The organism is Micromonospora sp. NBC_00330 (genome assembly GCF_036136635.1).
In the GTDB taxonomy this organism is placed as follows: Bacteria; Actinomycetota; Actinomycetes; order Mycobacteriales; family Micromonosporaceae; genus Micromonospora; species Micromonospora salmantinae.
Genome location: NZ_CP108012.1, coordinates 2,804,072 through 2,824,568 on the forward strand (window position 1 = coordinate 2,804,072; position 20,497 = coordinate 2,824,568).

Annotated in this window: 19 protein-coding genes; 10 read left to right on the forward strand and 9 right to left on the reverse strand. The window is 71.6% G+C overall.

The window, feature by feature from the left end:
• Positions 1 to 34: 34 nt before the first annotated feature.
• Both OG598_RS12485 and OG598_RS12490 read right to left on the reverse strand, forming a co-directional pair.
• Positions 35 to 1,789, reverse strand: a complete 1,755-nt coding sequence (locus OG598_RS12485) for a thiamine pyrophosphate-binding protein (protein ID WP_328654575.1) — start codon at positions 1,787 to 1,789, stop codon at positions 35 to 37.
• Complete coding sequence (locus OG598_RS12490) at positions 1,782 to 2,906, reverse strand: baeRF2 domain-containing protein (protein ID WP_328654576.1); 1,125 nt, start codon at positions 2,904 to 2,906, stop codon at positions 1,782 to 1,784. The genes OG598_RS12485 and OG598_RS12490 overlap by 8 nt, the downstream gene beginning before the upstream one ends.
• A 142-nt stretch (positions 2,907 to 3,048) precedes the next feature.
• On the opposite strand from OG598_RS12490, the gene OG598_RS12495 reads away from it, so the two are divergent.
• Positions 3,049 to 3,597 (forward strand): hypothetical protein, encoded by a 549-nt coding sequence (locus OG598_RS12495; protein WP_328655319.1) that lies wholly within the window; start codon positions 3,049 to 3,051, stop codon positions 3,595 to 3,597.
• 60 nt (positions 3,598 to 3,657) lie between these two features.
• On the opposite strand, the gene OG598_RS12500 is transcribed toward OG598_RS12495, so the two are convergent.
• Positions 3,658 to 3,996 (reverse strand): DUF3817 domain-containing protein, encoded by a 339-nt coding sequence (locus tag OG598_RS12500; RefSeq protein WP_112602008.1) that lies wholly within the window; start codon positions 3,994 to 3,996, stop codon positions 3,658 to 3,660.
• 153 nt (positions 3,997 to 4,149) lie between these two features.
• Between OG598_RS12500 and OG598_RS12505 the strand changes: the two genes are divergently transcribed.
• Positions 4,150 to 5,628: a glutamate--cysteine ligase gene (locus OG598_RS12505; protein ID WP_328654577.1), complete on the forward strand. Its 1,479-nt coding sequence runs from the start codon at positions 4,150 to 4,152 to the stop codon at positions 5,626 to 5,628.
• 34 nt (positions 5,629 to 5,662) lie between these two features.
• Here OG598_RS12505 and OG598_RS12510 read toward each other — a convergent pair whose 3' ends face one another.
• The gene (locus OG598_RS12510) at positions 5,663 to 6,049 is read right to left on the reverse strand and encodes a DUF2267 domain-containing protein (RefSeq protein ID WP_328654578.1); all 387 of its coding nucleotides are present in this window, start codon (positions 6,047 to 6,049) and stop codon (positions 5,663 to 5,665) included.
• Positions 6,050 to 6,448: 399 nt separating this feature from the next.
• Here OG598_RS12510 and OG598_RS12515 point away from each other — a divergent pair, with 399 nt between their 5' ends.
• Positions 6,449 to 7,468 (forward strand): S66 peptidase family protein, encoded by a 1,020-nt coding sequence (locus OG598_RS12515; RefSeq protein ID WP_328654579.1) that lies wholly within the window; start codon positions 6,449 to 6,451, stop codon positions 7,466 to 7,468.
• A gap of 3 nt (positions 7,469 to 7,471) precedes the next feature.
• On the opposite strand, the gene OG598_RS12520 is transcribed toward OG598_RS12515, so the two are convergent.
• The 3 genes from OG598_RS12520 to OG598_RS12530 all read right to left on the reverse strand — a co-directional run bounded on the left by OG598_RS12520 (position 7,472) and on the right by OG598_RS12530 (position 10,466).
• Complete coding sequence (locus OG598_RS12520; RefSeq protein ID WP_328654580.1) at positions 7,472 to 8,047, reverse strand: GNAT family N-acetyltransferase; 576 nt, start codon at positions 8,045 to 8,047, stop codon at positions 7,472 to 7,474.
• Between the two features lie 266 nt (positions 8,048 to 8,313).
• Positions 8,314 to 9,486, reverse strand: coding sequence for a zinc-dependent alcohol dehydrogenase (locus tag OG598_RS12525; RefSeq protein WP_328654581.1), 1,173 nt, complete (start codon positions 9,484 to 9,486; stop codon positions 8,314 to 8,316).
• A gap of 29 nt (positions 9,487 to 9,515) precedes the next feature.
• Positions 9,516 to 10,466, reverse strand: coding sequence for an SRPBCC family protein (locus tag OG598_RS12530; protein WP_328654582.1), 951 nt, complete (start codon positions 10,464 to 10,466; stop codon positions 9,516 to 9,518).
• 244 nt (positions 10,467 to 10,710) lie between these two features.
• Here OG598_RS12530 and OG598_RS12535 point away from each other — a divergent pair, with 244 nt between their 5' ends.
• From OG598_RS12535 to OG598_RS12555, 5 genes are all read left to right on the forward strand, one after another.
• Positions 10,711 to 11,721: a carboxypeptidase-like regulatory domain-containing protein gene (locus OG598_RS12535; RefSeq protein WP_328654583.1), complete on the forward strand. Its 1,011-nt coding sequence runs from the start codon at positions 10,711 to 10,713 to the stop codon at positions 11,719 to 11,721.
• Between the two features lie 66 nt (positions 11,722 to 11,787).
• Positions 11,788 to 12,306, forward strand: coding sequence for an RNA polymerase sigma factor (locus tag OG598_RS12540; RefSeq protein WP_442931472.1), 519 nt, complete (start codon positions 11,788 to 11,790; stop codon positions 12,304 to 12,306).
• On the forward strand, positions 12,293 to 13,501 hold the full coding sequence (locus OG598_RS12545; protein ID WP_328654584.1) for a WD40/YVTN/BNR-like repeat-containing protein: 1,209 nt from the start codon (positions 12,293 to 12,295) through the stop codon (positions 13,499 to 13,501). Before OG598_RS12540 ends, OG598_RS12545 begins: the two co-directional genes overlap by 14 nt.
• 82 nt (positions 13,502 to 13,583) lie before the next feature.
• Positions 13,584 to 13,946: an SCP2 sterol-binding domain-containing protein gene (locus OG598_RS12550; protein ID WP_328654585.1), complete on the forward strand. Its 363-nt coding sequence runs from the start codon at positions 13,584 to 13,586 to the stop codon at positions 13,944 to 13,946.
• A 3-nt stretch (positions 13,947 to 13,949) separates the two neighbouring features.
• Entirely contained in the window at positions 13,950 to 16,001 is a 2,052-nt protein-coding gene (locus OG598_RS12555; protein ID WP_442931473.1) for an amylo-alpha-1,6-glucosidase, read from the forward strand.
• Between the two features lie 9 nt (positions 16,002 to 16,010).
• Here the strand turns inward: OG598_RS12555 and OG598_RS12560 are convergent, their stop codons facing one another.
• On the reverse strand, positions 16,011 to 16,547 hold the full coding sequence (locus tag OG598_RS12560) for a hypothetical protein (RefSeq protein ID WP_328654586.1): 537 nt from the start codon (positions 16,545 to 16,547) through the stop codon (positions 16,011 to 16,013).
• A gap of 83 nt (positions 16,548 to 16,630) precedes the next feature.
• Positions 16,631 to 17,590, reverse strand: a complete 960-nt coding sequence (locus OG598_RS12565; protein ID WP_328654587.1) for a helix-turn-helix domain-containing protein — start codon at positions 17,588 to 17,590, stop codon at positions 16,631 to 16,633.
• Between the two features lie 93 nt (positions 17,591 to 17,683).
• Here OG598_RS12565 and OG598_RS12570 point away from each other — a divergent pair, with 93 nt between their 5' ends.
• Together OG598_RS12570 and OG598_RS12575 are read left to right on the forward strand one after the other, a co-directional pair.
• Entirely contained in the window at positions 17,684 to 18,694 is a 1,011-nt protein-coding gene (locus OG598_RS12570; protein WP_328654588.1) for a saccharopine dehydrogenase NADP-binding domain-containing protein, read from the forward strand.
• A gap of 248 nt (positions 18,695 to 18,942) precedes the next feature.
• Positions 18,943 to 20,451: a DUF1996 domain-containing protein gene (locus tag OG598_RS12575; RefSeq protein WP_328654589.1), complete on the forward strand. Its 1,509-nt coding sequence runs from the start codon at positions 18,943 to 18,945 to the stop codon at positions 20,449 to 20,451.
• Positions 20,452 to 20,497 lie beyond the last annotated feature (46 nt).

The window sequence follows — 20,497 nt, forward strand, 5'->3', positions numbered from 1 at the left end:
GTCGGGCCGCTACTCATGCCCTGGACCAGGGTGGCTAAACGAGGTCGTCGGCGTTCGCGGTGACCTCCACCTGCTCGCGGACCTTCCGGGCCGGTGCGCCCTCGGCGTACAGGCCCCTCAGGTCGGCGAAGGCGGGCTCCGGCGGCGCCAGCGACACCGCCGGGTCGACGACCGCCTCCAGTACGCAGGGGCGGTCCGCGGCGAGGGCCTCGTCCCAGGCCGCGCCGACCAGCTCCGGGCGGTCCACCCGCACCCCGTGCAGCCCCAGCAGCCGGGCCCACCCGGCGTACGGCACGTCGGGGCGCCGGCGGGTCGGGTCGGACGACGCTTGTCGCCCGTCGCCCATGCCGTTCTGGTCCCGGTTGTTGAGCACCAGCACCACCAGCCGCGGGTCGCGCCACTGCTGCCAGAGGTGCGAGACGGTGATCAGTTCGGCGAGCCCGTTGAGCTGCATCGCCCCGTCACCGACCAGCGCGACCACCGGCTGGTCGGGCGCGGCGAGCTTGGCCGCCACCGCGTACGGCAACGCGCAGCCCATGGAGCCGAGGGTTCCGCACAGCTGCGCGTTGACCCCCGGTGGCAGGGTGAGGTGCCGGGCGTACCAGTAGAGGACCGAGCCGACGTCGACGGCGACAGCGCCGGTGCCGGGCATCCGGGCGGACAACTCCTGCAGGACGAGCTGCGGGTTGACCGGGTCCGCGGCGGCGGCGGCGCGCTCGGCGGCGACCTCCCGCCAGCGGTCCACCGAACTCTCCACCGTGGCGCGCCACTGCTGTTCGGGCCGTCCGCGCAGCCGGCTCAGCAGTGCCCGCAGCGTCTCGGCGGCATCACCGACCAGCGGCACGTCGGCCGGGTAGCGGGTGCCGATCCGGCGGCCGTCGATGTCGATCTGCACCGTGCGCGCCTGCTCGGGCATGGGGAAGTAGTCGGTCCACGGGTCGTTGGTGCCGACCATCAGCAGCGTGTCGCAACCACCCATCAGCTCGGCCGCCGCCGGGGTGCCGACCTCGCCGAGCACCCCGGTGTGGAACGGCAACCGCTCGTCGAGCACCGGCTTGCCGAGCAGCGAGGTGGCCACTCCGGCGCCCAGCCGGTCGGCGATCTCGATGATCTCGGCGGCCGCGTCCCGACCACCCTGGCCCACCAGGATCGCGGTCCGCTGGCCGCCGCCGAGCAGCTGCGCGGCGGCGTCCAGGTCCACCTCGTGCGGCAGGACCCGGGCCAGCGGCTCGCCGGGGGTCGCCGTGATCACCCCGACGCCGTACGACTGCAGGTCGGGCACCAGCGCCTCCTGCAACTGTCGAGGTAGCACCACGCACGTCGGGCTGCGGGTCGCCGCCGCCGTCCGGAACGCCTGGTCCAGCAGCGCCCCGACCTCGTCGGGGCTGCGGCCGTACCGGACGAACTGGTTGCACACGTCCCCGAAGAGCCGGCTCAGCCCGATTTCCTGGTGTGCGCCGCCGAGCGGCCCGGAGATGTCCTCCCCGACGATGGCCACCACCGGCTTGCTGTCCAGCTTGGCGTCGTAGAGACCGTTGAGGAGCTGGACGGCGCTGGGACCCTGGGTGGCGAGGCAGACCCCGATGCCGCCGGTGAACTTTGCGTGCCCGGTGGCCATGAACGAGGCGGTCTCCTCGTGCCGGGCCGGAATGAACGCCGGCTCGCCGCCGGTGCGGTCCAGCGCGTCGACCAGTGGAGCGATCGCCTCGCCCGGGTACCCGAAGGCGCGGGGCACCCGCCAGGCCAGGAGCCGCTCCACCACGACGTCCGCAACCGTTCGGTCAACCATTGCCGCGCCCCGGTGTGCTGGGGTCGACGTAGCGCAGTACCGCGCCGACGCCGTCGGTGAGGTCGGGCGCCTCGTCGGCGCCGAGCACTGTCAGTGCCGCGTCGGTGCCCACGAGCGCCCGGACCAGCGCCGCGTCGGCGCGTACCCGCTGCGGGTCGGCCACCGACATGGCGGCCAGCTGCCCCGGGTCGACGGCGATCTCGGTGGGTTCCGCGCCGATCCACAGCTCACCGTTTGCCGACGGGTCGTCCACGATGAGCATCATGTCGACCTGGTTGCGTTGCAGGGCCGAGACGACCGCGTCGAGCCCGCCGCCCACGTCCTCCTGCACGCCGAACTTGTCCAGCGCGGCGCTGATCCGCTGGTCGGCGATCTCCGCGATGGTCTGCACGGTGAGGTCGTCCAGCATCGTCTGGTCGGCGCCGCCGGCCCGCGACCCGGCATCGGTACGAACCACCAGGTCCTGCCAGCGCTCCGGCATCTGGGCGGCGATCATTCCGGTGGCCCGGACGTCACCGGCGACCACCACCACGTCCGCGCCGACCCGGTCGGCCAGCTGCACTGTCGCCGCTGTGACGTCGCCAGCGTTCTGGTGCCACGCCTCCATGGCCGCCCGCTGGTAGCGCGACTGCGACCAGCCGCCGGGCTTCGCCCGCCGCAGCGGGTACTCGTCCCGCCCGGCGACGTGCGCTCGTCGGGGCACCCCGCCGGCGCTGACCGCCATCGCGTCGGCGCCGAGCCGGTCGGCGACCACACGTACCCAGGCCACCTGCTCGCCGCGCTGGGCGAGCAACGGCATCACGTGCGGCAGCGGCCCCACGTGGGCCAGGTCCCGCAGTGGCGGCGCGGACAGGTACTCGGAGAGCACCACGTGGCCGTGACTTGCGAAGAGCGCCAGGCCGTAGTCCCCGACCATCGGATCGTGACCTCGGACCACCCGGTCCAGCGCGGCGATGTTCGCCTCGTCCGCCCCCTGTTCGGCCAGGCGGCGTTCCAGGGCACGCCAGCGCAGATCCAGGGCGGGATGGGCGTCCTCCGTGTCCGCGGAGGCGTCCAGATACACCGAGCACCACGGCCCGGGACGGTCGTAGAGCGGGCGCAGGAAGGACAGCTGCATGCTCGACCCCTTTCCAGCTCGGCCCCCCGCTTACCCGGGTCGCCGGGGATGTCACCTCGCGGCCGTGAGCCCGTGACCAGGTTTCATTCACGTCGTTCAACCGAGGACGTCGATACGATCTGTGAACACAAGCGGACTCTCGGTGGTGGAAATGGACAGCGGACTCGATACCCGACGGATCGTGCACCCGACGGAACGAATCGTCACCGGGCGGCTGATCCGCCTGCTCGACGGCTACACCCGTGAGGTGCGCATCGGTCAGCCGGTGCTGGTGGCGGTGCTCGCCGCGGCGGCCTTCGCCCGGCTGCCCGCCCTGCTGCTGCGCTCGCTCTTCTCGTTCGGCGGCGGCGGCACCCGCCGTCGCTGGAAGGAGCTGAAGCAGGGGCCGGAATACCTGGTCACCCCGGTGCGGCTCCGCAACACCGCCGGTCAGCTCTGCGAGGTGGAGCTGCACGGTCACCTGCCGCAGAGCGCCCTGCACCCGGCAGACCAGGTGCAGCTCACACTGCGCCCGCAACGCGACCCGGAGCTGCCGCCCCGGATCGAGCGGATCGTCAACCTCACCACCGGGCAGTTGCTGACCCCGCGTACGGCGACGCTCTGGTCGCATCTCGGGCCGCCACTGCTGTTGCAGGCGTTCCTGGGCACGCTGCTGGTGGCCGGCATCGCGGCCTGCTCCGCGCTGACCTGATCGGCCCCGCCGGGTCGGCGGTTCAGCCGAGCGGGACGAGTGCGAGGGCGAGTCGGCGGTTCAGCCGACCGGGGCGGGCTCGCGGGCCGGTTGCCGGTCGACGCCGAGCATGCCCCGGCGGCGGGCCCAGCGCTCGAAGGCGAGTGTGGCGAACGGCGGCACCGCGCTGGCCAGGGCCACCGCCGTGGCCAGCAGGCTCCACCGGTGCAGCCGGGCCACGGCGAGCACCAGCAGGACGTACGCGACGAACAGGCCGCCGTGGATCGGCCCGAAGATCTTGACGCCCAGCTCGTTGTCCGGCGGACCGTACTTGACCAGCATGCCGACCAGCAGGGCCAGCCAGGAGCAGGCCTCGGCGATCGCCGCCGCGACGAACAGCCGGGTCACCTTCTCGCGCATCCGCACGCCACCACCTCTCGGCCCGCAATGCTATCGGTCCGCTCCGGCTGGGCTAACAGTGCGGGCAGTTGGGTAGGAAAGGGTCCTCGGGTCTTCCCCCGCCCGCCGATCACGTGCGAGGTTAGGGGGACCAGCGGTGACGGGGTGGTGACCATGGGCGAGGACGTCGGCGTACGAACCTTCAGTCGAGAGGATCGAGCCCGCTACCGCGACAAGGTCCGCCGCTGTCTGGATGTCTTCGCCGAGATGCTGCGCGAGTCCCGCTTCGACCTCGACCGGCCGATGACCGGCGTGGAGATCGAGCTGAACCTGGTCGACGAGGCGTCGAATCCGGCGATGCGCAACGCCGACGTGCTGGCGGCCATCGCCGATGAGAGCTTCCAGACCGAGCTGGGCCAGTTCAACGTCGAGATCAACGTGCCGCCGCGCCGGCTGACCGGCACCGGCACCGCCGATTTCGAGGAGTACGTGCGGGCCAGCCTCAACGCCGCCGAGGTGAAGGCCCGGGCGATCGGCGCGCACATGGTCATGATCGGCATCCTGCCGACGCTGCGCCCCGAGCACCTGACCGCCGAGACGCTGTCGGCCAACCCCCGCTACAAACTGCTCAACGAGCAGATCTTCGCGGCCCGCGGCGAGGATCTGCCGATCGCCATCAGCGGGGTGGAACGTCTGGCGGTCACCGCCGACACGATCACCCCGGAGGCGGCCTGCACCAGCACCCAGTTCCATCTTCAGGTCAGCCCGGCCCAGTTCGCCGACTACTGGAACGCCGCCCAGGCGGTGGCCGGCGTCCAGGTCGCTGTCGGCGCGAACTCGCCGCTGTTCTTCGGCCGGGAGTTGTGGCGCGAGACCCGCATTCCGCTGTTCCAGCAGGCCACCGACACGCGGTCGGAGGAGATCAAAGCCCAGGGGGTACGCCCCCGGGTCTGGTTCGGCGAACGCTGGATCACCAGCGTGTTCGACCTGTTCGAGGAGAACGTGCGCTACTTCCCGGCGCTGCTGCCGGTCTGTGATCCGGAGGACCCGGCGCAGGCCCTCGCGGCCGGTGAGGTGCCCAATCTGGCCGAGTTGCGCCTGCACAACGGCACCGTCTACCGGTGGAACCGCCCGGTGTACGACGTGTCACGGGGCCGGCCGCACCTGCGGGTGGAAAATCGGGTGCTGCCCGCCGGCCCGACCGTGCTCGACACCATCGCCAACGGCGCCTTCTATTTCGGGTTGGTGCGCGCCCTCGCCGAGTCGGACCGGCCACTGTGGTCGCAGATGTCGTTCAGCGCCGCCGAGGAGAACTTCACCAGCTGCGCCCGGCACGGCATCGACGCGCAGGTCTTCTGGCCCGGTCTCGGCTACCTGCCCGTCACCGAGTTGGTGTTGCGCCGGTTGCTGCCGATGGCGCATCACGGCCTGGACCGGTGGGGGCTCGACCCGACCGAGCGTGACCGGTTGCTCGGCATCATCGAGCAGCGCTGCCTGACTGGCCGCAACGGCGCGACCTGGCAGGTGGAGACGCTGCACCGGTTGGAGTCGGCCGACCACCTGGACCGGCCGGAGGCGCTGCGCGAGGTGGTCCGACACTACGTCGACCTGATGCACAGCAACCGGCCGGTGCACGAGTGGCCGATCCCGTGAGCACACCGGACGGTCAGCCCGATCGGCGCGAGGCTCAGCCTCGCGGGGTGGGAACACCGAAGAGGTCGATGATGCCGCCGGGAAGCTGGGCGAGCAGGTCGTGCCGCTCGTCGTCGTTCAGCGCCTCGGCGACGGTACGCAACACCGCCTGGGCGTGTTGACGCACCTGGTCCGCGTTCGCGACCTGTTCGCGGTCCCCGACGTGCTTCAGGAACTCACCAATGTCCCACCGGCGGCCCTGCGGATTACGGGTGACCGAAGCGTCCAGCCGATCCGGTAGCTGTGCCGCGAGGTTGTCCGCCTCCTGTCCGGCGAGCCGTTCACCGAGCACCGACAGGACGGCCTGTATGGACCGCACGGCCTCGTTCTCACCGAGGCCCGCGCGCTGTCGTACCGTGGCGATCATCTGCTCGTACTCCATGCCCCGCTCCTTCGGTCTCGTCGGCATGCCGTCAGGCCTGCCTGCGGACGAACGGGGCGAGTTCCCAGGCTCCCTGGCGACAAACGGGGTCACGTGCGGATCCGGACGCCCCGCCATCGGCGGGCGGGGCCTCACAAAACGTGCCAGTCAGGTCACTCTGGTCGCCAGCCGAGCCGGGGTCGGGCCGTGTCGGAAGCCCGCCCGCTGATACCGGGGCACCGCGCGTTCGCTCGGGTTGTCGGTGTCCCTTGTGGACCCCCATGCGAATCGACGACTGTCGTAGGCTGTGGCAGCTCGCACGCATCGTCTGATCACGATGAGGGGACGCCGGTGGCCACTTCTGGAACAGACCCAGCCGCGATCGAGGGGCCCGCGCGGGTGCCCCTGTCCCGTCGGAACATGCTGCGGATGGGAGCGGCGGCGGCCGGTGGCGCGGTGCTCGTCGGCTCGGCGGAGGCCACGTCCGCGCAGGCCGCGCCGGCTGGCGCGAAGCGCGTCCTGCGGGCACCGGCGCTGGCACCCGGTGACCGGGTTCGGGTCGTCTCGCCCGGCAGCACGCCCGACCCCACGAACATGGCCCGCGGCATCGAGATCCTGCGCAGCTGGGGCCTGGAGGTCGAGCTGGGCAGGCACGTCTTCACCAAGTACGGCTATCTGGCCGGCAACGACGCGCAGCGGCTGGCCGACCTGAACGCCGCGCTCACCGACCCGGGAATCCGTGCCGTCTTCGCCGCGCGTGGCGGTTACGGCACCCAGCGGATCGTCGACCAGATCGACGTCTCCGTTCTGCGCCGGGACCCCCGGGTGGTCGTCGGCTTCAGCGACATCACCAGCATCCACGGCAAGCTCTGGCGCGATACCGGCCTGGTCACCTTCTACGGCCCGATGGTCAACTGGAGTGACGACCGCACCGGCCCCGAGTCGGCCGAGGCGCTCCGCAGGGCGGTGATGACCACAGCACCCGTCACGATCTCCCGGGACCCGGCCGAGACGGCCGCTTCCGTGGTGGTGCCGGGGCGGGCATCGGGGCCCCTGCTCGGCGGCTGCCTGACGCTGATCTCCACCTCGCTCGGCGCGGAGGACTCCCCGAAGTTCGACGGCGCGATCCTCTTCTTCGAGGACGTGGACGAGGCTCCGTACAGCATCGACAGCATGCTGACCGAGCTGCGCCGGGTGGGCGCGCTGGGCAGGGTCGCCGGTGTGGTCATCGGCCAGATCACCAACAGTGTCGGTGAACCGGGCGAGTGGGACGCGGCGGCGGTGCTCAAGGACCGCCTGTACGACCTTGGCGTGCCGGTCCTGGGTGGGCTACGGCTGGGGCATGGCAACGGGCAGCTCACCGTCCCGCTGGGCTCGCGCGCCACTATCGACGCCACGGCAGGGACCCTGACGGTGGAGCCGGGGGTCCGCCCGCGTTAGGGCTCAGACCTGCGGCGTCGGGTCCCAGGGGGACGGGTCGTCGCGTAACCGGCTGTACAGGTGGCCGTCGCGCCACTGGCCGGCCCGAAACTCGCCGGCTCGCACGACGCCCTCGAGTTGGAAGCCGGCCTTCTCCAGCGCCCGTTGCTCGGCGACGTTCTCCGGGTGCGTACCGGCCTGGATGCGCTGGGCCGGGCTGTGGTGGAAGAGGTAGTCGCAGAGCAGCGCTTGGGCGCGCCAGCCGATGCCCCTCCCCCGCCACTGCGGCAGCAGGGCGATGCCGATCTCCCAGTACGACGCCCTGCCCGCGTATCGGCCAGCGGTGTAGCTGACGACGCCGGCGGCGGCCTGCTCCTGCTCGACCTCCACGACGAGCCGTCCGTCGTCCTCGCCGAGGTAGCCGTCGACGGCGAACCGCCGCGCCGGCACCCCGGCGTCCCGGAAGCCGGCCCAGTCCAGACCGATCAGACCCGGCTCGGTGCAGAACCGCCGGAGCATCGCCAGGTCGGGCTCGGCAACCGGCCGCAGCCGAACGCTGAGGTCGACCGAGACGGGCACCGACATACCGCCACTCTCCATGGCGACACGCTAGCTTGCGCAGAGCCAAGGCCGGGTTCGACGCCGTGTGCACGCGGAGCGACCGGCGTTGATAGCCGAGGCTCTGGTCGGCTCCTTTGGAGCTGAATCGTTGACGACATCACCCCACGGCCTGCCCCGGCCCAGCCCGCCCCGGCCCAGCCTGCCCCGGCCCAGCCCGCCCCTGCCCAGCCGCGCTGAATCGTTTGCGACATCAGCTCCAAAGGCAGCGCGCGACGCACTCCCCTGCCGGCAGACCTGGCCGCCGGTCAGACCTTGAGCAGCACCTTCGTACAGTCGTCCTGCTTCTTCTGGAAGATCTTGTAGCCCTTGGGTGCGTCACGCAGCGGCATCCGGTGGCTGACGATGAAGCTCGGGTCGATCTCGCCGCGCTGGATGCGCTCCAGGAGCGGCCGGGTGTAGCGCTGGACGTGGCACTGACCGGTCCGCATGATCAGCGAGCGGTTCATGAACGCGCCCATCGGGAACTTGTCGACGAAGCCGCCGTACGCGCCGACGACCGAGACCACCCCGCCGGAGCGGCAGGCGAGGATCGCCTGCCGCAGTGCGAACGGTCGTTCCGTCTCGACTCGTGCGACCTGCTTGGCCCGGTCGTACGCGTACATGGCGGCGTTGCCGTGGTGGCCCTCCAGGCCCACCGCGTCGATGCACGCGTCGGGGCCCCGGCCGGCGGTCATTTCGTTGAGGGTGTCCAGCACGTCGGCTTCCTCGTAGTTGATCGCCTCGGCGTCGATGTGCTCCTCGGCCAGTCGCAACCGGTACGGGAACCGGTCGATGACGATCACCCGCTCCGCGCCGAGCAGCCGGGCGCTGGCAGCGGCGAGCAGCCCGACCGGCCCGGCGCCCCAGACGGCGATCACCTGCCCGGGTTTGATGTCGCACATCTCGGCGCCCATGTAGCCGGTCGGGAACACGTCGGCCAGCATGACCGCCTGGTCGTCGCTGATCTCGTCGGGCACCTTGACCGGGCCGACGTCGGCGAACGGCACCCGGGCGTACTCGGCCTGACCACCGGCGTAGCCGCCGAGCAGGTGCGAGTAGCCGAAGATGCCGGCCGGCGAGTGCCCCATGATCTTTTCGGCGATGCCGGCGTTGGGGTTGGAGTTCTCGCAGACCGAGTAGAGGCCGCGCTGGCAGGACGAGCAGTGCCCGCAGGCGATCGGGAAGGGCACCACCACCCGGTCGCCGGGGGCAAGGTTGCGGACCTGCGGGCCCACCTCCACCACCTCGCCCATGAACTCGTGGCCGAGGATGTCGCCCTTGCGCATCGCGGGGATGTAGCCGTGGTAGAGGTGCAGGTCGGAGCCGCAGATCGCTGTGGTGCTGATCCGGACGATCGCGTCCCGGGCGTTCATGATCTTCGGGTCGGGTACGTCGATGACCTTGACGCTGTCGGTGCCCATCCAGGCGGTGGCCTTCATTCTCGGTCCCTTTCGGAGAGCTCGGGCGGTCAGCGACGGGACGCCGGCAGCGGCTGGGCGGGTCGCTGCATGGCCTGTTGGCGTACGGAGATGCCGTTGGGGCTGCCCTCGGAGCGGACGACCTCGCCGGTCTCCAGCACCTGCTTGAACCGGCGCAGGTCGTCGCGGACCTGCTGCTCGGGTTCCTCACCGAAGATCTTCGCCACCACTCGGCCGAGCGCGCCGGCCGGTGGCGCGTAGCGCAGCTCCACCCGCACCTCGGTCCCCCGGTCGCCGGGCGCGGGCACGAACCGGACCCGGCCCGCGTTGGGCACCCGGGTCCCCGGCAGCGACCGCCAGGTGATCGACTTGTTCGGCTGATCGTCGATGATCTCGGCGTCCCACTCGACGCGGTGCCCGGCCGGGCCACGGGCGATCCAGTGCGAACGGCGCAGGTCGTCGGCGCGTACGGACTCCAGGTGCGCCATGAACCGGGGCAGGTTCTCCATGTCCCGCCAGAACCGGTACGCCTCGGCGGGCGACCGGTTCACCGTCACCGCGATCTGCATCCTGATCACCCGGGCGCGGGCCCGTCGAGCGCGCCCGACGCGTACGGCGGCGAGCACGTCGACGGCGGTGATGCCGGCGATGGCGAGGGTGGTCAGCGCGACCCGGCGGCGGCGTTCACCGCCACGGTCGGCGAGGGCCCTCCCGAGCAGTGTGAGGTCCATGGCGTCGCCGGCCACCCGGCTCCAGGCCCAGCCGGCCGGGCGGCGGCCGCTGAGCAGGCCGGCGGCGCTGCCCAACTCCCGTAGGCCGATGGCCGGAAGCACGGACCGCGCGGCCGGGGAGTCGTCCACCCCGGTCAGTCGCGCGACGGGTCCGGGCGCGACCAGCGCGCCCACTCCCAGGGCCAGGCTCAGCAGGCCGAGCGCGCTCGGCAGCGTCGCCGGCACCGGCCCGTCCAACTCCGGCAGGAGCACAGTGTCGACACGACTCATGTCCGTTCCCTTCCGGTGGGCGTCGCCGCCGGTCCGCCGGCGGGGGCGGCGGGTGGTCTCCGCCCCCGTGACGCTATGTCGTACCGGTGTCAGATGCGCCGGGTTCGGGGCAGAACGTCCGTTGCGGTCGGTGTGGGCGGGAACGCCGTACGGCGACGGTCGGCATCGCGACATTGACCGATTTCGATCACGTGAACGTCGTTACGGTCTGTCCAACCCGCCGTGCCGCCGGAAGGACATCCCGATGAGCCATGCTCTGCTGCGTCACCTGACCGCCACCATCGCCGTCGCGCTGCTCGTCGGGGAGGCCGCCGCGCCGGCCGCCGCGCGTACCCCCGGGTCGCCGGCGCCCGGCGGCGTCCGCACCGTGGTGCGCGACGCGGCGACCGGCGCGCCGGTCCCCCAGGCCTGCGCCAGGCTCGTCCCGGTGGACGCCGCGGCGTTGGCGGCGGTCTACATCGGTGAGGACCAGCACGGACGGTACGGGGGCTGCGCCGACGAGCAGGGCGTGCTGGTGACCGGGGACGTCGCCCCGGGGAGGTACCGGCTGCTGGTGCGCCCCTACGACACGACGGCGCACGGCTGGCAGTGGGTCGGCCGGCACGGCGGCACCGGTGAGCGCGAGCGGGCCCGGGTGGTCCAGGTACGCGCCGGCGCGGTGACCGGCGTGCCGGACGTCCGACTCGACCCGCCGGGCACCGTCGTCGGAGTGGTGACCAACGCGGCGACGGGCGCGCCGATCCCCCGTGCGCTGGTCATGGTGGTGCCCTACGTGCCGCACCCCAAGTACGGCGACCACGGCCCGACCACGGACGAGGAGGGCCGCTACACCATCACCGGCCTCGGCCCGTACCACTGGCCCGTGCAGTTCGCCGCCGACGGGCTGGCCACGGTGTGGTCCGGTGGGGTGGGCAGTCGGGAGCAGGCGCGGCCGGTGCGGGTCCGCGCCCAGCAGACGGCGACGCTGAATCAGGCGCTGCCGGCGGGGACGCCGCTGAGCGGGGCGGTACGGGTCGACGAGCTGCTCACCTACGGCCAGGTGATCGCGTTCGACGCGGCCACCGGGGACCTGGCCGGCGTCGCGGACGTGGGCAGCGGTTACGCCCTGCGCCTGCTCCCCGGGCAGCGGGTGAAGCTGCGCTGCGACTGCGCGTACACCCCGCCGGTCTGGCACCGCGACGCCGCCGGCTTCGACGCCGCGACTGCCGTGCGGGTCCGCCAGGCGCCGGTCGTGGTGGACTTCAACCTCGACTGACCCGGATTCTGGCCGGCCGCCGGAACCTTCTCCCGGGCCCGTTGGTGGGAGTGGTGGAGAAGGGGGGTGACGGTGTCCGACGGCGATCCGATCTCCGAGCTCTACGCCAGCTGTTTCCGACGCCTGGTCGTCCAGCTGTACGCGGTGACCGGCGACCTGACCGAGGCGCAGGAGGCGGTCCAGGAGGCGTTCACCCGAGCACTGATGGCGCCAGGGCGGTTCGCCGGGCTGGAGAACCCGGAGGCCTGGTTGCGTCGGGTCGCGGTGAACTGGGCCCGCAGCCGGTTCCGCCGCCGTCGGATGCTCGACGGGCTGCTGCGCCGTATCGGGCCGCCGCCGGCAGTCGCCGACCACTCCCCGGAGCACCTCGCCCTGCTCGCCGCGCTGCGCCTGCTGCCCGAGGGGCAGCGACATGCGCTGGCCCTGCACTACCTCGTCGACCTGCCGGTGGACGAGGTCGCCGCCACGCTGGGCGTGTCGTCCGGGACTGTGAAGTCCCGGTTGTCGCGGGGCCGGGTCGCCCTGGCGGCGCTGCTCGCCGACAGCGACGCCACGGGAACCGGGAGGATCGATGTCCGGTCGTGAGTTCTCCGGCTTCGACGTGGACACCGTCACCGAGGCCGTGTCGCAGCCGCCGCTCGACGAGCTGCGCACCACCGCCCGGTCCCGTCGGCGTCGGTCGGTCGCGACGGTGACGGCCGCACTTGTCGTACTGGCCGGGCTGGCGGTCGTACCGCTGGTGGCAAGGCCGGACCGGGTCGCGCCGGCCGACCCGCCGGCACCGTCGGGTGCGCAGTTCAGCCAGTTCACGCTGACCGGGCCGAACTCCGGGGTCGACGTACGGCAGGACGGCTGCGTGGTGCGCTTCTCGTACACCGGCGACGGCGGTCGCAGTTGGTCGGACTGGGACGCGGCGCGCTTCGAGGTCACCCGATGTGCGGCCGACACCGCCGCCGGGACGCCGGGCAGCGGCACGGGCTTCTCCGTGCTCGGTGAGCGGTCCTACCTGGTCACCGACGACGGCCTGGCTCACCTCTCCACCGACTACGGCCGCACCTGGCGGGACGCGGACTCCGCGATCGTCGCCGTACCCACGTTCCCGGCGACGGCCCGACCGGTCCTGTGCGGGTTCGGCTGTGCGCCGGTGTCGGAGCCGCTGGCGGTGGACCCGTCGAGCGGAACGGTGTACCGCCTCACCACCCCGGCGCCCACGTCGCGTTCGCTGTTCAGCCTCTACCCGGCAGCGGACGGCAGCATCTGGGCCACGTACCGGACAGCCGGCTCCCAGGGGTCGACCGTCGCCCGCAGCGCCGACCGAGGCGCGACCTGGACCACCTGGGAGGTGGGCGACGACGCGGAGGTGATCACGGCGGTCGGTGTCGACGACCGGGAAGGGTACGCGCTGACCCAGTCGTCGACGGCGGGTGGTGAGGTGCGGCTGCTGCGGACCACCGACGGCGCGAAGACCTGGACGGACACCGGCGCCGAGCTGCCGACACAGGTGCACTACGACCTCACTGTGGGGTCGGACGGGTCCCTGCTGACCATCGCTCCCGGTGGGGGCACCGAAGCCGACCGCAGCGCGCGGCTGCTCGTCAGCCGGGACGACGGGCGGACCTTCACTGTCGCCCGGGAGTACGGCCGGCTCGTCGGCGCGGTCAGTGTCGCGCCCGGCTTCGCCTGGCTCTTCGGGCGTGACGATGGGTCGACGGGCGAGCCGGACCACGTCCTCGTCACCACGGACGCCACCACCTGGACCCGCTTCTCGCTCGCACAGTGAACAAAGGGGGCACCACCCGGCGTTAGGAGTGCGCGGCAGCGGGTAGCCGGCATCCGCTCGTACCAGCGCCGGAGGAGGTGGGATGTCGGAGACCAGCGCCTTCTTCGAGCGGCTGACGGTCGCCGGCCAGGATCCACGGTTCAGCAAGGTCTGTGGCAGCGTGCGATTCGACATCCGCGACGACGGCAACCTGGAGCAGTGGCTGCTGGAGATCGATCATGGCCGGATGCGGGTGACCCGAAGCGACGCCCCCGCCACCACTGTGATCCAGGTGTCCGCGCAGCTCGCGGAGGCGATGGCGCGGGGCGAGGTGAACGGGCTGGCGGCGATCACCCGTGGCGAGATCATGGTCGACGGTGATCTCGCCCTGGCGTTGCGCATCGGGCGGCTGTTTCCGCGAGAGCCCGGGCGGCTTCAGCGCGACGATCCCGACAGTGAGACGTGACCGATGAGGGACATCGCGGGCACCGTGGCGTGCATCGACGGGAACACCTTCATGGTGTCCGACGCCAGCGGCGACGTGCAGTCGTCCCCGAGCACCCCGGTCGGCCTCTTCGCCGCTGACACGCGCTTCCTGTCCCGCTGGAGGCTCACCGTCAACGGCGAGTGCATGACAGCGCTGTCGGTGGACGACAGCCAGTACTTCGAGGTCACGTTCTTCGCGGTGCCGGGCGCGGCGGTGGACTACGTGGAGGCCGACGTGTCGGCCATTCGGCGCAGGCGCATCGGCCCGGACCTCACCGAATCGCTGACGATCTTCAATTACGGCGAGCGGGACATGACGCTCGACGTGCGTCTGGAGGTGGCCGCCGACTTCGCCGACATCTTCGAGATCAAGTTCGACACCGGCGACAAGAGCGGCGAGCACTACACGCACGTCGGCACGGACGAGTTGCGCCTGGGCTACCGCCGCGGCACCTACCGGCGTGAGGTCGTCGTGTCGGCCAGCGAGCCCGCGGAGTTCGACCCGGGCGGCCTCCGGTTCGCGGTCCGGCTGCGCCCCGGGCAGCAGTGGTCGACCCGGTTGCAGGCCGCGATGTTGGCGCTGCGCCCGGACGGCGTCGACCTGCGCGCCGCCCTGCGCGCCCAACGGCCGGACGACTCCACCCTGCCGGCCAGCGTGCGGGCCTGGGTCGCGGCGGCCCCGACCCTGGACACTGACAGCGTCGGCCTCCAGCAGGTCTACCACCGCAGTCTGGTGGACCTGGCGGCGCTGCGCTTCGCCCCGCTCTCGCTCAGCGGCGCGAGCGTGCCCGCGGCCGGGTTGCCCTGGTTCATGACCCTGTTCGGCCGCGACAGCCTGTTGACCTGCTTGCAGACCCTCCCGGTCACCCCGTCGCTGACCCCACCGACGCTGCGGATCCTCGCGTCGTTGCAGGGCGTCCGCACCGACGACGTGTTGGAGGAGGACCCGGGCCGGATCCTGCACGAGCTGCGCTACGGGGAGTCGGCCGCGTTCGAGGAGCAGCCGCACTCCCCCTACTACGGCACAGTGGACGCCTCACCGCTGTTCGTGGTGCTGCTCGACGAGTACGAGCGGTGGAGCGGCGACACCGCGCTGGTGGTGGAGTTGGAGCAGGAGGCCCGCGCGGCCCTGGCCTGGATCGACAGGTACGCGGACCTGACCAACACCGGCTACGTCTGGTACCAGCGACGCAACCGCGCCACCGGCCTGGACAACCAGTGCTGGAAGGACTCCTGGGACAGCATCTCCTACGCCGACGGCCGGCTGCCGGGCTTCCCGAGGGCCACCTGCGAAACCCAGGGGTACGCCTACGACGCGAAAATTCGGGGGGCACGACTGGCCCGCACCTTCTGGGGTGACCCCGAGTACGCCGATCGGCTGGAGAGCGAGGCGGCGGCCCTGTACGACCGGTTCAACAGGGACTTCTGGCTTGAGGACCGCGGCTTCTACGCCCTCGCGCTCGACCACGACGGCACTCCCGTGGACAGCCTGTCGTCCAACATCGGTCACCTGCTGTGGAGCGGCATCGTGCCACCGGAGCGGGCGGCGCGGGTGGTCGAGCACCTGATGGGGCCGGCGCTCTTCTCCGGTTGGGGGGTACGGACCTTCGCCGAGGGGCAGCGCCGCTACAACCCGCTCGGCTACCACAACGGCACGGTCTGGCCGTTCGACAACTCGTTCATCGCCTGGGGTCTGCGCCGCTACGGGTTCGCCAACGAGGCGGCCCGCATCGCCGAGGGCATCCTCTCCGCCGCCACCTACTTTGAGGGCCGGCTACCCGAGGCGTTCGGCGGGTTCGACCGCGACACCACCCGGTTTCCGATCCGGTACCCGACCGCCGGCAGTCCGCAGGCATGGTCCAGCGGCGCCACCATGCTGCTGATCCGCACCATGCTCGGTATCAACCCGCACGACGACCACCTGGCCGTGGACCCCGCGCTGCCCACCACCTTCGGGCGGATCGCGCTCCTGGACATCCCCGGCCGTTGGGGCAAGCGCGACGCGTTCGCCCGCCAACGCCCCGACCAGCGCTAGCGAAGACGCTCAACTGACGGTGAAGCCGCCGCGGGTACGCGTCTCCCGCAGCCAGTTGAGCCACGTCACCCACAGCTCGTCGGCCTCCCACTCGGCGCGCAGGCTCGTCGGCGACGCGTCGTAGAGAATCAACGCCTGCTCGATCTCGGTCTCACCCACCACCCACGGGCCGTTGCTCGTCAGCTTGAACTCGGGGATCCCCACCTTGCCGGGGCTGGTCTGCGCGGCCGCCGCCCGCTCGGCCTCTTTGTAGGCGTCGCGTCGGCGCTGATCGTTGCGCCAGTCGTCGACGCTGTCGAACGGCCAGTCCGGAAAGGGCTCTGGCGTTGCCTGATAGGTCATCCCGGCCCACCGCATGCGTTCCCGACAGAACCCCATGCCGGCAATGTTCAGTGCGAACTGGTAGCCGGCGGCGAGCGACGAGTACTCGTCGTAGCACTGTGGGCAGTTGCCGCACGACCCGTTCAGATCCATGCACGCTTCGGCGTGGGCGCGCGCGGTCGCGGCGGGTTCGGGCAGATCGACGTGTTCGAAGCTGTAGCCCATCGGACCCCCGACCGCCGTGCAGAGCAGGAACTTGGCATTCTGCCCGACGGCGACGAGCGACGCCCTCCGCGGCGCGTACCCGGTCAGGGCTCACCGGTGGCAGGCCCGGTGGCTCGGAAGGTACGCCGGTACGCGTCCGGGGGCACGCCGACGGTGCGGTGGAAGTGTCGACGCAGCGTCGCGGCGGTGCCCATGCCGGCCGCCGCGGCGATGACGTCGATGCTGTCGTCGGTCTGTTCCAACAGCTCCTGGGCGCGGCGGATCCGCTGCGTCGACAACCACAGCAGTGGTGTGGTGCCGGTGGCCGAGCGGAAGTGGCGGGCCAGGTTGCGGGAGCTCATGTTCGCCTGCCGGGCCAGGTCCTCGACGGTCAGCGGCCGGTCCAGGCGGGCCAGGGCCCAGGGAAACAGGGTGGCCAGCGGGTGGTCGTCACGGGCGGGCACCGGGGTGGTGACGTACTGGGCCTGACCACCGGCGCGGTGTGGTGGCACGACCAGGCGGCGGGCGACGGCGTTGGCGACGGTCGAGCCGTGGTCGCGGCGGATCAGGTGCAGGCACAGGTCGATCGCTGCGGCCTTCCCGGCGGAGGCGAGCACGGTGCCGTTGTCGACGTAGAGCACGTCCGGGTCGACCCGTACCCGCGGATAGCGGGCGGCCAGCGCCTCGGTGTGCGCCCAGTGCGTGGTGGCCCGCAGTCCGTCGAGCACCCCGGCGGCGGCCAGCACGAACGCGCCGGTGCACAGCGAGACCATTCGGGCGCCCGCCCGGTGGGCCGCGCTGACCGCGTCGAGCAGGTCGGGGGGTAGGTCCCCGTCGACGTCCTCGACCGACGGGATGATCACGGTGTCGGCGCGGGCGAGCCGGTCCAGCCCGTCGTCGGGCGCCAGCAGGAAGCGGCCGATCCGGACCGGGCGGGGGCCGCAGATCGCCACGTCGTACCAGGGGTCGGCCAGGCCGGAGGGGTCGTGGGCGAAGACCTCGCAGGCCAGGGCCAGCTCGAAGTGCAGCATCCCGTCGGTGGCGGCGATCGCGACAAGGGCCATGTCCGAAACTGTACGGGAGTTGGCGTTCCCGACACTGGTCGGTCGCCGGCCACTGCGGGAGGCTGGACCCAGTCGATCTTCGAGGGGGCAACGATGGGCCACAACGTGGCGGTGTTCGGGGCGTACGGGCACACCGGTCGGTTCGTGATGGCGGAGCTGCGCGAGCGCGGGTTCGGCGCCCTGCCGGTGGGCCGCGACCCGCGCCGGTTGGCGGCGTTCGGGCTCGACTACCGGGTGGCGTCGGCCGACGATCCGGCCTCGCTCGACGCGGCGCTGACCGGCGCGGACGCGGTCATCAACTGCGCCGGCCCGTTCGCGTCGACCGCCGCCGGTGTGATCGAGGCTGCGCTGCGCGCCGGGATCCCGTACGTGGACGTGGCGGCCGAGATCGAGGCCAACCTCGACACGTTCACCCATTTCACCGAGCGCGCCCGGGCGGCCGGTGTCGCGGTGGTCCCGGCGATGGCCTTCTTCGGCGGGCTGGGTGACCTGCTCGCGACGACGGCGATGGGCGACTGGACGTCGGCCGACGAGGCGCACGTCGCGTACGGACTGAGCAGCTGGCACCCGACGGCCGGAACGGTCGCCGCGGGCGTCGTCTCCCGTGAGCGCCGCGCCGGCCGCCGGGTCCGCTACACCGGCGGCCGGTTGGAGTACCAGTCCGGCGGGGAGCTGCCGAGGACCGACTGGGACTTTCCCGCGCCGCTGGGCCGGCGCACCGTCCTCGGGGAGTTCACCATGGCCGACGTCGTCACCATCCCCCGTCACCTGGCCATCCCCGAGGTCCGCACCTACATGACCGTCGACGCCGCCACCGACCTGGCCGCCGCGGCGGCGCCGGTCGCGGTCGACGGGCTGGGCCGGTCAGCGCAGACGTTCACTGTCGACGTCATGGTGCGTCGCGGCGACGCGCGCCGCCGTGTCGTGGCCACCGGCCGGGACATCTACGCCGTCAGCGCGCCCCTGGCCGTGGAGGCGGTCGGGCGCGTCCTCGATGGTCGGACGAGGACCAGCGGCGTCGCCTCCGCCGGCGAGATGTTCGACGCGGCCGACTTCCTGCGCGCGCTGTCGCCGACCATCCGCGTCGATCCGGTCAACGACTGAGGCCGAGAATTCGACCACAATTCGTTACTCAAAATCCGTAATCATCGCGCCAGAACCCGGCGACGGGACTTAAAAGAAACTTAAGACTGCATGAGCGAAAAATTGTCATCCGGAGACGCCGCGCCGGCTGCCAGGGCACGTGTCGACAGGCCTCCTTAATTCTTTCCCCGCGAGTTGATGAAGGCCCCTGACGTGCACATACTCCTTCCAACAGAGCTTTATCGTCGACTCGAAGGAAACCACTGGTAATGCGGACTCCCCCCGCGCACGTCGCACCCCCGGATCGGGCACGAAAGCGTCGTCGCCTCACTCGCATCACGCTCGCCTCCGCGATCGTCGCCGCACTGACCGGCAGCGGCATCTACATCGCCGGCGCCCAGGCCGAAGAGGTCGCCGTGCCCGGCCGGGTGCAGGCAGAGGCCTTCGCGGCACAGTCCGGGGCGCAGACCGAGGGCACCGGCGACGCCGACGGCGGCCGGAACGTTGGCTGGCTGGCCAGCGGCGACTGGCTGCGCTTCGACGGTGTGTCGGTAACGGGCGTCGACCTGACGGCCCGGGTCGCCTCGCACAACGCCGCCGGCGGCACTGTCGAGTTGCGCCTCGGCGCGCAGAACGGCCCGGTGCTGGCCAGCTTCCCGATCGCCCAGACCGGCGGTTGGCAGAAGTGGACGACCGTCGCCGCGAAGGCGTCCGCTGTGCCGGCCGGCGCGCAGACCGTCTTCGCGGTCATGAACAGCACCTCGACGTCGGACTTCGTGAACCTGAACTGGTTCACGTTCGGCCCCGCGACGGGCACGTCGCCGAGCGCCTCGGCCACGCCGAGCACGTCGGCGACCCCCTCCACCACGCCGAGTTCCACAGCGTCCGCGTCCCCGTCGACGTCCGTCCCGCCGAGCGCGCCGGCCGGCGGCTGGGTGCCCGTCGACCAGGCCAAGTGGAACAAGGAACTGGCCGCCTTCAACGCCATCAAGCCGAAGGCCGTGCCGCCGGGCACCACCCGGGTGCCGGAGTTCCACACCGACTGCGGCGTCGCGAATTCCGCTCCGGACGATCCGATCGTCCTGCCGAACCTCTCGGGCGCCTCGCACATGCACACCTTCTTCGGCCCGAAGATCGACGCCTTCACCACGACGGACAAGCTGTTCGCCGCGGCGAACACCTGCAACGCCCCCGGGGACAAGAGCGCCTACTGGACGCCGGAGCTGCGCAAGGACGGCAAGGCCGTGCCGATCAAGAGCATGCGCATCTACTACGGCTCGCGGGTCAAGGACCCGTCGACAGTGAAGCCCTTCCCGCCGGGCCTGGTAGTGGTCGAAGGCGACGCCAAGCGGCAGGTCGACACTCCGAAGAACGCCGGCAGCAACCAGTTCTGGTGCGCGGGCAGCGCCGAGGTCGGCCGCAGCGCTGACGGTAACTGGCCGAAGTGCGCCCCCGGCGGCAACCTGATCTTCCAGCTCGTGTTCAAGGACTGCTGGGACGGCAAGAACATCGACTCACCCGATCACAAGTCGCACATGGGCGACCCGGTGAACGGCGTCTGCACCGGCAAGTACCCGGTGGCCGTGCCGGATCTCTCCTTCATGGTCAACTACGAGTCGCTGGGCGGTGACGGCCTCAGCCTCTCCTCCGGCAAGCCGTCGTCCATGCACGGCGACTTCATGAACGCCTGGGAGCCGGAGCGTCTCGGCGACCTGGTGAAGTCCTGCCTCAACCAGAACGCCAAGTGCGGCGTCGACACGACCTTCGCCGGCGGCTGACCACCGCCTCCGTCTGCGACGGACGGCCCCCACGCTCAGGCGTGGG